Origin of the sequence: Caldicellulosiruptor obsidiansis OB47 (genome assembly GCF_000145215.1) — a bacterium.
GTDB lineage: Bacteria > Bacillota > Thermoanaerobacteria > Caldicellulosiruptorales > Caldicellulosiruptoraceae > Caldicellulosiruptor > Caldicellulosiruptor obsidiansis.
Window position 1 is genome coordinate 837,911 of record NC_014392.1, and the last position, 14,751, is coordinate 852,661.

Below are 14,751 nucleotides of genomic sequence, written 5' to 3' on the forward strand. Positions count from 1 at the left end.
TGAATTTTTCTTCGATTGTATGTTAGAATTATTCTCAACATTAAAATTGCGAGGGGAGAAAATAGATGCAGCTAAGATGCAATCTTGAAATTTCGCCAAAAGGTAACCTTTGTTGGGAAGGGATTGATCTTCTTGAACTTATAGAGATGTATGGGACTCCTCTTTATGTTATGAATGAGACAATGATAAGAGAAAATATCAATAGATTCAAGTCTTCCCTGCAGAAATATTTTGGAGAAAATGGTCTTATAATTTATGCATCAAAAGCTTTTTGCACAAAGGCTATGTGTAGAATAGCAAAAGAAGAAGGAATAGGTCTTGATGTTGTATCAGGTGGGGAGCTGTACACTGCACTTTCTGTAAATTTTGAACCAGATAAGATATTTTTCCATGGGAACAACAAAGTATATGATGAGCTTGAAATGGCAGTTGACAAAGGGGTAAAGATTGTACTTGACAATTTTGATGAGCTTGACATGCTAAGCTTGATATGTAAAACAAAAAACAAAAAGGCGGATGTTTTGATCAGAATAAAACCTGGTATTGAAGCTCATACACATGAGTTTATAAGAACAGGGCAGATAGACTCAAAGTTTGGGGTTGCACTTGAAAATGGCGAGGCATTCTCTATGGTTCAAAAAGTGCTGCAAAAAGAAGAACTAAACTTGATTGGCCTTCACTGTCATATAGGTTCGCAGATTTTCGAAACAGCTCCGTTTAAGCTTGCTGCGAGGGTCATGCTTGAATTTATGTTGAAGCTTAAAAATGAACTTGGCTGCGAGATAGAGATATTAGATTTAGGTGGGGGATTTGGGATAAAGTACACTGCACATGATGAACCACCCAAGATTGAAAAGTTTATTGAAGCAATTGCTGAAGAGGTAGAAGAATTTTGCAGCTTAAGAGGGCTAAAAAAACCGTTTATTGTTTTGGAACCTGGACGATCAATTGTCGGTGAGGCTGGAATTACACTTTACACAATTGGCAGTATCAAAGAGATACCAAATGTCAGAAACTATGCATCTGTTGATGGGGGTATGACTGACAATCCACGCTATGCACTGTATCAGGCGAGATATGATGCATATGTTGTTGAAAACCCGCTGGGAGAACGAACAAAAGTTTATACAATTGCGGGAAGGTGTTGTGAGTCTGGTGATATACTCATAAAAGACATAAAGCTTCCTGAGCTGAAAACGGGACAGCATCTTGCTATTTTGGCAACAGGTGCATATAATTATTCTATGTCGAGCAATTACAATCGTTTCCCGCGCCCTGCAGTTGTGCTTTTGAAAAATGGTCAAGCAAAAGTAATTGTCAAGCGTGAGACATATGAAGACCTTGTCAGAAACGATGTGGAGATTTAACAAAATTATATTTGGAGAGAATGTATAATGAGTTTGCCAGATGTGATAACTATGCTTTTAAGAATTCCAGGGCTGCTTTTTGCAATCTCGGTACATGAGTCTGCTCATGGGCTTGTTGCATACATGCAAGGTGATGATCTGCCCAAGCGGCAGGGAAGGATAACTTTAAATCCCGTACCACACATAGATTTATTTGGTGCAATAGCGCTAATTCTTTTTAAGTTTGGGTGGGCAAAACCTGTAGTAACTGATCCAACAAAATACAAAAATCCAAAAGTAGGTATGGGGTTAACAGCCTTAGCAGGACCTGTTGCGAATATTTTTTCAGCAATTATCTTTGCAGTTGTGTTAAAATATATCTACAAATACAATTTAATTGCAAATAAATACCTTTATATTATGATTCAAGAAGCATATTTAATTAATCTTTATCTTGCTATATTCAACTTACTGCCAATACCGCCTTTAGATGGGTCAAAGGTTCTATTTATCTTTGCGCCGAACAAATATGTAGAGTTTTACTATAAATACGAAATTGTAGGACAGATAATATTAATTGCATGCATATTTTTTGCTCCTTTTCTGTTATCATTTTTCTTGGAGCCAACTGCTTTTGTTGTTTCTAATTTTATCAATTTTATTGTTAATCTTCTTCCTTAAAATAAAATATTAAACTTTTGAGGAGAATGAAAACAATGAGAAGAGTTTTGTCTGGTACACGACCAACGGGTATTTTGCATCTTGGCAACTACTTTGGTGCGATAGAGAGCTGGGTAAAACTTCAGGATGAATATGAGTGTTTCTTTTTTGTTGCAGACTGGCATGCACTGACAACAGGATATGAAGATACGTCAAATTTAAAAGAGTACACCAAACAGGTTGTGATAGACCTTTTGGCGAGTGGTCTTGATCCGAAAAAATGCACAATATTTGTGCAGTCGCATGTTCCACAGCATGTAGAGCTTCATCTTTTATTTTCAATGATAACACCGTTGTCTTGGCTTTATAGGTGTCCGACTTACAAAGATCAGATGAGAGAATTAAAAGAGAGGAACATTGCAACATACGGTTTTTTGGGGTATCCATGTCTTCAGGCAGCTGATATATTGATATACAAGGCTGAACTTGTGCCAGTTGGTGAGGACCAGCTTCCGCACTTGGAACTGACACGAGAGATTGCAAGAAGGTTTAATTTTTTGTATGGTCAGACTTTTCCAGAACCACAAGCAATTCTTAACACTGTTAAAGTGCTTGTTGGAACAGATGGTCGAAAGATGAGCAAAAGTTATGGAAATACAATCGCGCTTTCTGAAGACTTGGAAAGTGTCAGAAAAAAGGTAATGAACATGGTAACAGACCCTGCAAGGATTCGCAAGAACGACCCTGGGCATCCTGAGGTGTGCACAGTTTTTGCGTACCATCAGATATTTAGTCAGGAGATTGTAGCAGAAACAGAAGAAGACTGCAGGCAGGGTAGAATAGGGTGTGTTGAGTGTAAAAAGAGGCTATTTGAAAATATTTCAAGGTTTTTAGAGCCAATTCAGTCAAAAAGAAGAGAGCTTGAAAATGACCTTGACTATGTTTTGGGAGTTATAAGTGAAGGTGCAAGAAAAGCAAGAGAAATAGCATCAAGAACATTACAAGAAGCAAAGGACAGGGCAGGTCTGTTATGAACTTTGAGGTTAAACTTCCCAACTTTGAAGGACCTCTTGACCTGTTGCTTTACCTTATAAAAAAAGAAAAGATAAACATTTATGATATTCCTATATCCGAGATTACAAACCAATATTTGGCATACTTGAACCATTTAGACACAATCAATGTAGATTCTGTTTCTGAGTTCATGGTAATGGCTGCAACACTTTTAGAGATAAAATCAAGAATGCTTTTGCCCAAAACCCAGGAAGACCAAGACCCGCGCCAGGAACTTATGGAAAGACTGAGAGAATATCAGAGATACAAACAGATCGCCGTCTACTTAAAAGAGAATTATCCTTACAGGGAATGTTATAGAAAAACAAATCAAGATTATTTGCTTTTAAAGGAAAATAAAAAAGAGTTTGTAGCTCAGCTTGATATTAAAAAACTTTGCAGAGCATATTTAGCCATTAGCCAAAAAAATCAGGATTTGCCAAAAGAGAGCATTCAAAAGCTTCAGGAGATTACCAAAAAACAGCCAATATCTATTTTGAAAGTTGTGAAACAGGTTTTTGAATATATTAAACAAAAAGGAGTTTTATATTTTAGTAGCCTCATTAAAGGGATTTCAAAAGAAGAGATAATCTACAGATTCTTGGCAATTTTAGAACTGTGCAAGCTTGGTCATATTTTTGCTCATCAGCAAGAAGTATTTGATGACATAAAGATTTTGAAGAGGTAGTAAGACAGAGATGGAAAGAATAAAGATAAAATCAATCGTGGAAAGTATACTGTTTTTGGCTACTCAACCTTTGGATGTACAAAAGGTTGCAAAGATTTTAGAAGTAGATAGTCAACTGGTCAAAAGCTGTATTGAGGAACTAAAACAGGAATATTTACAACAGAACAGAGGGTTTCTGATAACCGAACAGGAAAATGGATATGTTTTGGTCACCAATCCAGAAAATTCAGGATATATAAGGGAGTACTTTGACTTGGAGCAAAAGTATATATCTCTTTCTCAGGCGGCGTATGAAGTGCTATCAATTGTGGCGTTGAAAGGTCCCATTACAAGGCAGGAGATAGAAAAAATAAGAGGGGTCAGTAGCGAGAATGTCATAAAAAGCCTTATAGAAAAGGGGCTCATCAGAGAAGCTGGAAGGCTGGACACAATTGGCAAGCCTGCTGTGTATGAGGTAACTTCACTTTTTTACACTTCTCTTGGTATTAAAGATATAGACGAACTCAAAGAGAAAATTTTAAAAATCCAAAAAGAGGATACATCAATTTGATGTATCCTCTTTTATTTTTGTGGCAATAATTTTAATAAAACCACAACACTTTCTGAGGGTCATTGATAAGAAAAATTGATAGTTTTCTTAAATTTCTTGCTTTTTACAATATTAGTTATTTATCTTTGCTTACCCAAAATATTTTTGATTGAGATAAAAGTTGAAAAAGCCTTTTTTGTTGGAGTAAAGTTTAACTTTTTAGGAATTTATGTGCATATATTTTACAAAAAAATTCCTATTTCTGGGTGTAAAAGAGTTGAACATTTTTCTACTGGAAAAGGAGCGAAAAAGAAAAAATCAAAACCTTTTTCTACCAAGATGGTATTTAAACTCATAAGAATGTTCCTTTTGTCTACTGTAATGAAAGTAGAGAAGATTCGTGCGCGCATTTACTGTGCAGATGCTTTTATTTTGAGTATTTTAAGTGCAAGCATATATTCAATTTGGGGAATATTAATGTCATGTGGACAGAATACTAAGCTTGATTATAAAGCGTTCTGTCAAGAGAACTTTTTGTCAAGTATTTTACAACTAAATATTTATGTAAAGATTTTTCCTGTAAAGCTTCTGACCAATTGGTTTAAGGTAATAAAAAAACAAAAGGGTGGTGTTAAACTTGGCTCATCCGATTGAAATGCTCATGCAGACAACGATGGAGAATTTAAAACAGATGATTGACGTTAACACAATAGTGGGTGATGCTGTTCAAAGCTCAGCAGGAGCTGTTATTATTCCAGTTTCTAAAGTTTCATTTGGGTTTGTGGCAGGTGGTGGTGACATAAAACAAGATAGTACCAAGCCCGGTAAAACCGACGAAAATTCTCCGCTTTTTGCAGGAGGTACTGGTGCTGGAATTTCTGTTATGCCGATTGCTTTTTTGGTTGTAACCCAAGATCAGATAAGACTTTTGAATGTTTCAGCAAACAGCAGTATTGAAAGGATAATTGATATCATTCCGAACATAATTGAAGATATTAAAGAGATTATTCAGAGAAGATGATAGCAAGTTTGCTTTGCTATCATCTTTTTTTATGTGAAAGAATAGAAATTAAATTGAAAATAATTTAGGAAGGTAATGAAAATGAGAAAAAAGAAAATAAACAAAAAGTGTTCAAGAGTTCTGATAATCAAAACAATATTAGTAGTCCTATTTCTGATTTTTATCCTTGCAATAAAGTATCAATATATTCGCATCAAAAATTTTCCGTTTGAGAAGGCTAAAATTTATTTTCAGCGTGATGAAAAAGTTTATTCAGAATTAACAAAATGGGCGAAAGATTTTTTACAGCCTTTATCTTTTTCAAAACCACCGAACAGAGACAGTTTGACAAAAAGTTTATCTTCTACCTCCTACATATATCCTGCAGATGGTCAAATTCAATCCTCTGATGATGGAGGAATTTTTATTATAGTTAAAAAGAAAACTAATATTCTCAGTCCCTGTGAAGGGAAGATAACAGAAGTTATAAAAAAGGGTGAAACTTTTGATATTATTATAAAACAAGATAGTTGTATAATTTATAGACTTGAAAATATCGATGTTTTAACCGTTCAAAAAGGAGAAGTTTTAAAAAAAGGACAGATAATAGGATATAAACTGCCGTTTGAGCTTGTAGGAAAAGATTATATATATTTTAAGAGAGAAGAAGTAATATAGTTTAGAAATATTTCACAAATGACATATCAAACTATTTTGTGTTATACTAAATTTGAACAAAAATAAATCAAACAAAAAGGTTAACATAAAGGGAAATAAAGGATGGATTAAGGTGGAGCTAAGATTTAAAATATTAATTATTACACTTCTGATAGCTTTCTTACCAACAACTGTCGTAGCTATATATGTGATGAATAATTTAATTCCTCAGTATGAAAAAATTACTTATGATTATTTTGTAAACAAACAACAACAAACATTAGAAAGGATAACCGAAAAGATTTTTGATGATATGGTAAATATAGTAAAAGAATATGCTATATGGAATGAGCTTTACAGGGCTGTTATGACGAAGGATGAAGAGACAATAAACTTTTACTGGACAAACTGGCTTTATCAAAAACCTTACAATTTTTCTCTGATAATTGGTTTTTCAAAAAAGGGAGAAATTATTTCTTTTCATTCTCCAGTTGGGGATATCAAAAGTTCTGACAGTACAAAAATATACAAGATATTCAAGAAAATAATAAATAATATCTATCCTTCTGATGATATAAATTTAATTCGTGTTGAAAGAGGTTTTATTACAATAAACGGTAAAGTTTTTGCATTTGTATGTTCACCTGTCTTAGATGACAAAAATTTAGCAAAGCCTGTTGCTGGAGCACTTTTTCTGGCAAAGGACATTGATGAGTTTGTATCTCTTATACAGCCTTACATGGTAGATAGAATATATTTTTTAAACCAAACAATGACATCAACTAATAATAGGCTTCTGAGCAACAAATTGCAATTGTTAGACACTGAAGGTAATAAAATAGGGGTACTTGTAATTGACTATAATGAGAAAACTCTTTTAAATGTAAAAGAACATTTTGAAAAACTTCTTATTATTACATTTTTGTTTCTTATGGTTTTGACTTTACTTATTGCATTTTTAAGCGGAGTATATCTTACAAAAAAGGTTGTTCAACTCGAAGATTATGCTATTTCGTTATTTTCTAATATAAACGGTGATACAGTTACCCCGAAACCGAACATAAAAAAAGAAGGCAGATTTGAGAATGTAGAGATTATTTTAGAATATTTTTCGAAAGAGATAAAAAGCAAAATTTCAATATTGAAACAGCAAGATGAGCTTTTGAAAGAACTGTTTGAGAAAGAAAAGAGGAACTTTGAAGGAGCAATAAAGCTTTTAATTTCTATTATTGAAATGAAAGACCCTTACACTAAAGGACATGCAGAAAGAGTTATGAAATACAGTAAAAGGATAGGTGAAAAACTATCTTCAAAGGGATATAAGATTGATTTATTTGACTTGGAAATTGCTGCATATCTTCACGATATTGGCAAGATTGTAATTCCAGAAAATATCTTAAATAAACCTGACAAACTCACACAAGAAGAGTATGCAATTGTCAAAAGGCATTCGCTGGATGGTTATAACATTCTTTCAAACATTGAATATTTTGATAATATAAAAGAAATTGTTTTGTATCATCACGAAAATGTAGATGGAAGTGGCTATCCACTGGGAATAAAGGGAGACAGAATTCCTATTGAGTCAAAGATAATCTCAGTGGCGGATGTATTTGATGCTCTTACAACAGATAGACCTTACCGTGGGGCTTTTTCGGAAGAAAAGGCTATAGAAATTATGAAAGAAGAGGTTGGCAAAAAGTTTGATCCAGAGGTTTTTGAGGCTTTTTTAGCTGTGATAAAAGAAGAAAAAATCACAAGTTCAGTAGAGATGAAGATAGATGGATAAGTACAAACTTAAAATGTTACTTGAGTCTGATGAAGGTCCAAAACTTGATTTTAAGCAGTCTCTATCACTTGAGACAGATGGTGAAAAAAAGGAACTTGTAAAAGATGTAATTGCTATTGCAAACTCAAGAGGTGGAAGAGGCTATATCATCTTTGGAGTGGAAGATAAAACAAAAAAAATTGTTGGAATCAAAGACACGAATATCTCTGAAGAAAAAATTCAACAGATAATTTCAAGTAGATGTGACCCGCCTGTATCAATTAAGTTTGAGATTGTAGAATACGATGGTAAGAAACTTGGTGTGCTCACAATATATAAAAGTAGTTTGAGACCTCATCAGATGGTCCAAAATGGTGTTTTTTATATCCGACGTGGTTCAACAACAGATGTTGCAAGAAGAGAAGAAGTAGCTTATATGTTTGAAGAAAGCGGTGCTGTTAATTTTGAGATGTCCATTGTAAGAAGTGCACGTTTGAATGACCTTGACCCGGAACTTGTAGAGATGTTTTTCAAAAGAAGTGGCATTTCATCTGAGTGGGATAATTTAATTCTGCTTGAAAGCTTCGGGATTGTCCAGAGAGACAGGGAAAATGGCAACCTTTATCCCACCTTAGCAGGCATTCTTGTGTTCGGAAAGTATCCAGAGAGATTTTTGCCTTCGGCGTATTTGAGTTTTGAATTTTTTAACCACACCCAGATTTTTTGTGGTAACATATATAGTATAATGAAAAAGACAATAAATTTTTTAACGGAGAAGTATCCGCAAAAAGATCTATGGGCTTTATTTGAAGCAATTGGAAATGCCCTTATTCACAGAGATTATTATGACTTGACAAGATGCCCAGCAGTCAAGATTAGTGAAAGATCTGTAGAAGTTGTAAATCCAGGCTGTCTTCTTGAGAGCAATATGATCTTCAGCATAGGTAGAGACATTATTCCAAGACGACGCAATCCATGGATTTACCAAAAAATGATTGTTTTAGATGAGTACAATCTATTTTTAAAAGGTGGCAAGGGAATATCAAAGATCAAAAGAATATATCCAAATGTTAAGATTATAAACATAAATTCACAAAACATCTTCAAGATTATATTACCATCAATAGATAAACTGTAAAAAAGAGGAGTAATGGAAAGAATGGTCAAGGGTAAGGTAATTAATCTCAATCCTACATCCTCAATGTATTTTAAAATTGGGATTAAACATTACGAAAAGGGAGAAATAGAACTTGCTATAAAAAGGCTTAGACAAGCTCTTGAACTTGACAGCAAGAACATTGAGATCAAATTTAACTTAGCTGGGCTTCTGGCCCAGGTTGGAGATTTTGAAAGTTCAAATAAGCTTTTGAGCGAGCTTACAAAAGATAGCCCAGAGTTTTATGATTCGTTGTTTGGACTTGGGTGTAATTTTTTTGAGATGGGCAAGTTCAAGGAAGCAAAAAATTTTTTAAAGAGATATGTGAAGCTTAGCAACAATATTGAGTTTAAAGAGGCAGCAGAGGATCTTCTTGACTTTATTGAGAGCCAAGAAGAGTTTGAAAAAGAACAAAAAGAAATTGAAAAATATTCAAAACTATTGGAAAGAGGTAATTTTCTTCTTGAAAGTGGAAGATATGAAGATGCAGTAAAATATTTCAAGATGATATTGGCGAAAGATGACAGTGTTCTTGCTGCGAGAAATAACCTTTCGCTTGCCTATTTTTATATGGGTGATGTTCAAAGAGCAATTGAAGAAGCTAAAAAGGTACTGCAGATTGATAAATACAATGTATATGCTAACTGTAATCTGACCTTTTTCTACAGTAGTATAGGCAAAGAAAAAGAAATGAAAAGACATCTGAAAGTGATATTAGACATAAAAACACACGACAGTAAAGATAAGATAAAGGTGCTGGACACTCTTATAAAATTAAATCAGCATAGCGAAATTGCCCAACGTGCAAATGAGCTTTTTGAGATTACAAGAGAGCCGTATTTTAAACATATTGAAGCGATAAGCCTTTACAACACGCGCAAGTATCTCAAAGCAAAAAAAATTTGGGAGTACTTAAAAAAGAACTTTGAGATGCCTGAGATAAGAATTGACTATTTTCTAAAGAAGGTCGATAATGTAATAAAGACATTTGAAAAAGACACTATAGACTATTTTGAAACAGGTTTTAAGTTTTTGGAAGGCATGGACGAAAAGGAGTTTAGAAGGCAGCTCCAAAATCATATTGACAATTATTTTTCTCAAACTGTCGAAGAAAACAGACAAAAAGTTATAGGAATTTTACAGCAGCACACAGAATTAAATCAGAAGGACCAAGAGACTATCTTTAATCTTCTAAAAAATCTTCCGCTTGAAAAGCCCAGATTAAATCTTCAGGCCATTGCTGCAATTGTTTGGTATGTGTTTAAAAGATATGTAAAGAAAGAGAAAATAAAACAAAAAGATGTAGCTAAGATTTTTGGAATTTCGCAGGCAGTTTTCTCTAAATGGTTTGGTGATTTCAAAGAGCTTTTACTAAACAAGGAAATATAAAATATTATTTTTTCACAAAAGGAGGCATTGCTGGTACAATGAACAAAATAGCTGTAACTCTTCCAGATGGGAAAGTGGTGGAGGCAGAAAAAGGAATATCTGCGCTGGAGTTTATAAAGACAATCTCCATGAAACTTTACAAAGAAGCAGTTGCGTGCAGAATAGATGGTGTTTTGAAGGATTTGTGGACCTGCCTTGACAAAGATTGCAGCTTTGAGGTTGTGACATTTTCAAGTGATGAGGGTAAAAAGGTTTACTGGCACACAACTTCACATATTTTGGCTCAGGCTGTCAAAAGGCTCTTTGGGGATAAAGTAAAACTTGGCATAGGACCTGCAATTGACAAAGGTTTTTATTACGACTTTGATGTTGAAGAGTCTATCACAATAGAGATTTTGGAAAAGATTGAGCAGGAGATGCAGAAGATAATAAAAGAAGACTTAAAGATTGAGAGATTTGAACTTTCAAGAGAAGAAGCAATAAAACTTATGCAACAAAGAGGAGAAAACTACAAGGTTGAACTTATAAATGATATTCCAGAGGGAGAAATTATATCTTTTTATAGGCAAGGTGAATTTGTTGACCTTTGCACAGGACCACATCTTCCTTCAACAGGGAGAGTAAAAGCATTCAAACTACTTTCTGTTGCAGGTGCATACTGGCGAGGAGATTCTAAAAATAAAATGCTTCAAAGAGTTTATGGAGTATCATACGAGAAAAAGTCGCAGCTTGATGAATACCTTACAATGCTTGAAGAAGCAAAGAAAAGAGATCATAGAAAGCTTGGAAGAGAGCTTGATTTATTTGACATATTTGACGAAGGGCCAGGATTTCCTTTCTTTTTGCCAAAAGGGATGATTATAAGAAACATATTAGAGGATTTTTGGAGAGAAGAACATAAAAGAAGAGGTTATCAGGAAATAAAGACTCCTATAATGTTAACAAAGGATCTTTGGATTCAGTCAGGGCATTGGGATCATTATAAAGAAAATATGTATTTTACCAAAATAGATGATCAGGAATTTGCAATAAAACCTATGAACTGTCCGGGTAGCATATTGGTGTATAAAAGAAAATCACATTCATATAGGGAACTTCCTCAACGTTTGTGTGAACTTGGGCTTGTTCACAGGCATGAGCTATCTGGTGTATTGCATGGTCTTATGAGAGTAAGATGTTTTACACAAGACGATGCTCATATATTCATGTTACCTTCACAAATAAAAGATGAAATAAAAGGTGTAATTGATCTTATTGATTATTTTTATAGTGTATTTGGTTTCAAATATCATGTTGAACTTTCAACAAGACCTGAAAATTCAATGGGAACAGATGAGCAATGGAACATGGCTGAAACTGCACTTAAGGAAGCGTTAGAGGAAGTAGGTATAAATTACAAAATAAATGAAGGTGATGGAGCTTTTTATGGACCCAAAATTGATTTTCATCTTGAAGATAGTTTGAAAAGAACATGGCAGTGTGCAACAATTCAGCTTGATTTCCAAATGCCAGAAAGGTTTGACTTATATTATATAGGTGAAGATGGTGCAAAACATAGGCCGGTAATGTTACACAGAGTTGTTTTTGGCAGTATAGAGAGATTTATTGCAATACTTACTGAGCACTTTGCTGGTGCATTTCCGGTATGGTTAGCACCAACTCAAATAAGAGTAATACCAGTATCTGATAATTTCAATGATTACGCAGCAAAAATATCCCAAACACTGAAGGAAAATGGATTCAGAGTTGAAGAAGATTACAGATCAGAAACTGTAGGATATAAAATAAGAGATGCTCAACTACAAAAGATACCATACATGGTGATTGTGGGCGAAAAAGAGCAAAAAGAGAATACTATAGCAGTAAGAGACAGAAAGAAAGGAGATTTGGGTTCATTTACCATTGATGAGTTTGTATCAATGGTGAAAGAGAAAGTAGAGAAAAAGGTTATAGAATAAAAATTTAAAAGGCTGCCAGGACATTATCAATGAGAATATAGGCTGTTTGTGGCAGCCTTTTTTAAATTCTTTTCATTATAACAAAATAAATTTCAAAAAGGGGCGAACTGATATGGAAGTTGTATGGGAAGAGCCATATGAATCTTTTTCAAGATTTATAAATAAAAATGGTTATAAATCTTTGTTGATTATATGTGATAAGAATACCTTTGATGTATGTGCAGTCAAGGTGAAAGAGACAGTTGAAAAAAGCAATAAGAAGTGTAAAATAGTATGCTTTGAAGCGGATGTAATAGCAGACGAATTTGCACTTGGAAAGGTATTGTTTGAGATAGAACAAGCAGATATATTTGTGGGAGTAGGAAGTGGAACAATTTCTGACATAACACGATATACAGCATACAAGTTCAAAGTACCGTTTGTTTTGTTTCCAACAGCACCTTCAATGGACGGATTTGCCTCTTCTGTTGCAGCACTTACCATAAATGGCCTGAAAACAACAGTCTTGGCATCATCGCCAGAGGCTATCTTTGTGGATATGAAGGTGATAGAAAATTCACCTGAAATTTTAAAGAAGGCAGGATTTGGAGACTTGATGGGCAAGATTACTGCTCTTCTTGACTGGCAACTTTCGTACATTATTTTTGATGAGACGATAGACTTGGAAGTTTTACAAATTGTGAAAGATACATATCTAAAAACTCTGAAATCAGTGGGCAAAAACCAATTTTATAAGAATTTATTGGAAGGTCTAATAACTTCTGGTATTATGATGGCAAGGGTTAACTCTTCGCGCCCTGCGTCGGGTTCTGAACACCATCTTTCTCATTTTTGGGAATATTACAAGATAAAAACTTATCATGGCATAAAAGTAGGTCTTGCAACCCTTTATGTACTGAGGTTTTATGAGCACTTTTTAAATCTTGACAAATTTAGAATTCTTGAAAGGAAAGAATATAGAGTAGATATAGAATCTTGGAAAGATATAATAAAGAGAGGATTTAAACCAACTTTTGAGAGTATAATAAAACAAAATATTGGAAGAGTAAGTAAGTTAAATGATAAAGAATTTAGAAGTAATGTGATAAACAGGCTTGTTGAAAAGAAAGAAGTTATAGATGAGTTGATAAAAGAAACAATTGGTGTATATCATGAGCTGATTGATGTTTACAAAAAACTTGAAATACCTATGAATTATTGGGAGATTGGTATAGATGAGAATCTTTTTAAGATATCATTTTTATGTGCACCGAATATAAGAGAAAGGTTTACTATACTGCATTTGTACGAATTTTTGGGTTTGACAGATGAGGTTGTATGTAACTTTTAGGAATGTCCTGTTTTAATACCAGTATTTTCGGGAATAAATATTAATGAAATAATTATTACATTTGGTGATGAGTTTATGTACAAGGTATTGGTTGTTGATGATTCAGCGTTTATGAGACAGCTCATAAAATCGTTTTTAGAGAGTACTGGAAAATTTGTTGTAACAGTTGCTCAAACTCCTCTCATTGCCCTTGACAAGGTTCGCAAGTTCAAGTTTGATGTGATAACAATCGACTATGAGATGCCATATATGAACGGTGTTGAACTGATAAAAAAAATAAAAGAAATAACAGATACAAAGATTTTGATGGTAAGTGCATACACCCGTCCGGGAGCTTACACTACATTTGAGGCATTGTCAGCAGGTGCTTTCGATTATATTTTAAAGCCATCTTCTGATGAGGAAATTGAAGAGTTCAAGTATGAACTAATAAAAAAACTTACTGCTGTGTGTGAGGAATTCAAAGTAGATGATGCTTCAAAGACTAAAGAGGATACAACTGCAATTGAAGGCAAGATTTTACTAGAAGAAAGTATTATTGAAAGGGCAAGATTAGCAAAGGTTATCGGGATAGGTATCTCCACAGGTGGTCCGCCTGTTTTAGAAAAGATGTTTAAGTCTTTAAAGAAAGATTTTCCAATTCCAATTCTTGTTGTTCAGCACATGCCGCCAAACTTTACAAAACCATTTGCAGACAGACTTGCTTCAATTACTTCAAAATGTATAAAAGAAGCTTCTGACAGAGAAGAAATAAAAAGTGGCTGCATTTATATTGCAAAAGGTGGATATCACTTAGCAGTTGAAGAGATAAATGGGAAACTTTGTACCAGAGTACTTGATCTTGAGAAAATAAAGAGTCACAAACCTTCGGCAGATATTCTTTTCAGTTCAATAGCAGAAGTCTGTGAAAAAGCTTCTATAGGAATTATAATGACAGGAATGGGATACGATGGTAGTGATGGGATTTTGGAGATGAGAAAAAAAGGAGCGCTCACAATTGCGCAGGATGAAAAAAGTTGTGTGGTGTTTGGGATGCCAAAAGCAGCCATTGAAAAAGGAGCAATAGAGCTTATTTTAAGTCCTGACCAAATTGTTGAGCTTTTGAATAGAGTATGAGGGTGTATAAAAATTTATAGGATTCAAAAAGATGACCACTGAAAAGCTTTTTAGTAAGTGGTCATCTTTATTTTTTAAAGCTGCCTAAAAAATTTTGTTTA

The 14,751-nt window shown here is 34.0% G+C and carries 14 protein-coding genes; all 14 read left to right on the forward strand.

Annotation, left to right across the window (positions count from 1 at the left end):
• Positions 1-65 precede the first annotated feature (65 nt).
• The 14 genes from lysA to cheB all read left to right on the forward strand — a co-directional run bounded on the left by lysA (position 66) and on the right by cheB (position 14,650).
• On the forward strand, positions 66-1,367 hold the full coding sequence (lysA, locus tag COB47_RS03570) for a diaminopimelate decarboxylase (RefSeq protein WP_013290035.1): 1,302 nt from the start codon (positions 66-68) through the stop codon (positions 1,365-1,367).
• A 27-nt stretch (positions 1,368-1,394) separates the two neighbouring features.
• A complete protein-coding gene (locus COB47_RS03575; protein WP_013290036.1) occupies positions 1,395-2,027 on the forward strand; it encodes a site-2 protease family protein in 633 nt (210 codons plus the stop codon).
• A 35-nt stretch (positions 2,028-2,062) separates the two neighbouring features.
• Positions 2,063-3,040: a tryptophan--tRNA ligase gene (trpS, locus tag COB47_RS03580; protein WP_013290037.1), complete on the forward strand. Its 978-nt coding sequence runs from the start codon at positions 2,063-2,065 to the stop codon at positions 3,038-3,040.
• Positions 3,037-3,747 carry a segregation and condensation protein A gene (locus COB47_RS03585; protein ID WP_013290038.1) on the forward strand — a complete coding sequence of 237 codons (711 nt, stop codon included), beginning with the start codon at positions 3,037-3,039 and terminating at the stop codon, positions 3,745-3,747. The genes trpS and COB47_RS03585 overlap by 4 nt, the downstream gene beginning before the upstream one ends.
• Before the next feature lie 10 nt (positions 3,748-3,757).
• Complete coding sequence (gene scpB, locus COB47_RS03590) at positions 3,758-4,297, forward strand: SMC-Scp complex subunit ScpB (protein WP_013290039.1); 540 nt, start codon at positions 3,758-3,760, stop codon at positions 4,295-4,297.
• A 75-nt stretch (positions 4,298-4,372) separates the two neighbouring features.
• A complete protein-coding gene (locus COB47_RS03595; protein WP_041742395.1) occupies positions 4,373-4,930 on the forward strand; it encodes a hypothetical protein in 558 nt (185 codons plus the stop codon).
• On the forward strand, positions 4,914-5,297 hold the full coding sequence (ytfJ, locus tag COB47_RS03600; protein ID WP_013290041.1) for a GerW family sporulation protein: 384 nt from the start codon (positions 4,914-4,916) through the stop codon (positions 5,295-5,297). Before COB47_RS03595 ends, ytfJ begins: the two co-directional genes overlap by 17 nt.
• 81 nt (positions 5,298-5,378) lie before the next feature.
• Positions 5,379-5,954 (forward strand): M23 family metallopeptidase, encoded by a 576-nt coding sequence (locus tag COB47_RS03605; RefSeq protein ID WP_041742397.1) that lies wholly within the window; start codon positions 5,379-5,381, stop codon positions 5,952-5,954.
• Between the two features lie 112 nt (positions 5,955-6,066).
• Entirely contained in the window at positions 6,067-7,722 is a 1,656-nt protein-coding gene (locus COB47_RS03610; protein ID WP_013290043.1) for an HD domain-containing phosphohydrolase, read from the forward strand.
• Entirely contained in the window at positions 7,715-8,839 is a 1,125-nt protein-coding gene (locus COB47_RS03615; protein ID WP_013290044.1) for an RNA-binding domain-containing protein, read from the forward strand. The genes COB47_RS03610 and COB47_RS03615 overlap by 8 nt, the downstream gene beginning before the upstream one ends.
• A gap of 21 nt (positions 8,840-8,860) precedes the next feature.
• Complete coding sequence (locus COB47_RS03620; protein WP_013290045.1) at positions 8,861-10,246, forward strand: tetratricopeptide repeat protein; 1,386 nt, start codon at positions 8,861-8,863, stop codon at positions 10,244-10,246.
• A gap of 38 nt (positions 10,247-10,284) precedes the next feature.
• The gene (gene thrS / locus COB47_RS03625) at positions 10,285-12,204 is read left to right on the forward strand and encodes a threonine--tRNA ligase (protein ID WP_013290046.1); all 1,920 of its coding nucleotides are present in this window, start codon (positions 10,285-10,287) and stop codon (positions 12,202-12,204) included.
• A 112-nt stretch (positions 12,205-12,316) separates the two neighbouring features.
• Complete coding sequence (locus COB47_RS03630; protein ID WP_013290047.1) at positions 12,317-13,534, forward strand: iron-containing alcohol dehydrogenase; 1,218 nt, start codon at positions 12,317-12,319, stop codon at positions 13,532-13,534.
• A gap of 75 nt (positions 13,535-13,609) precedes the next feature.
• The gene (gene cheB, locus COB47_RS03635) at positions 13,610-14,650 is read left to right on the forward strand and encodes a chemotaxis-specific protein-glutamate methyltransferase CheB (protein WP_013290048.1); all 1,041 of its coding nucleotides are present in this window, start codon (positions 13,610-13,612) and stop codon (positions 14,648-14,650) included.
• Positions 14,651-14,751 lie beyond the last annotated feature (101 nt).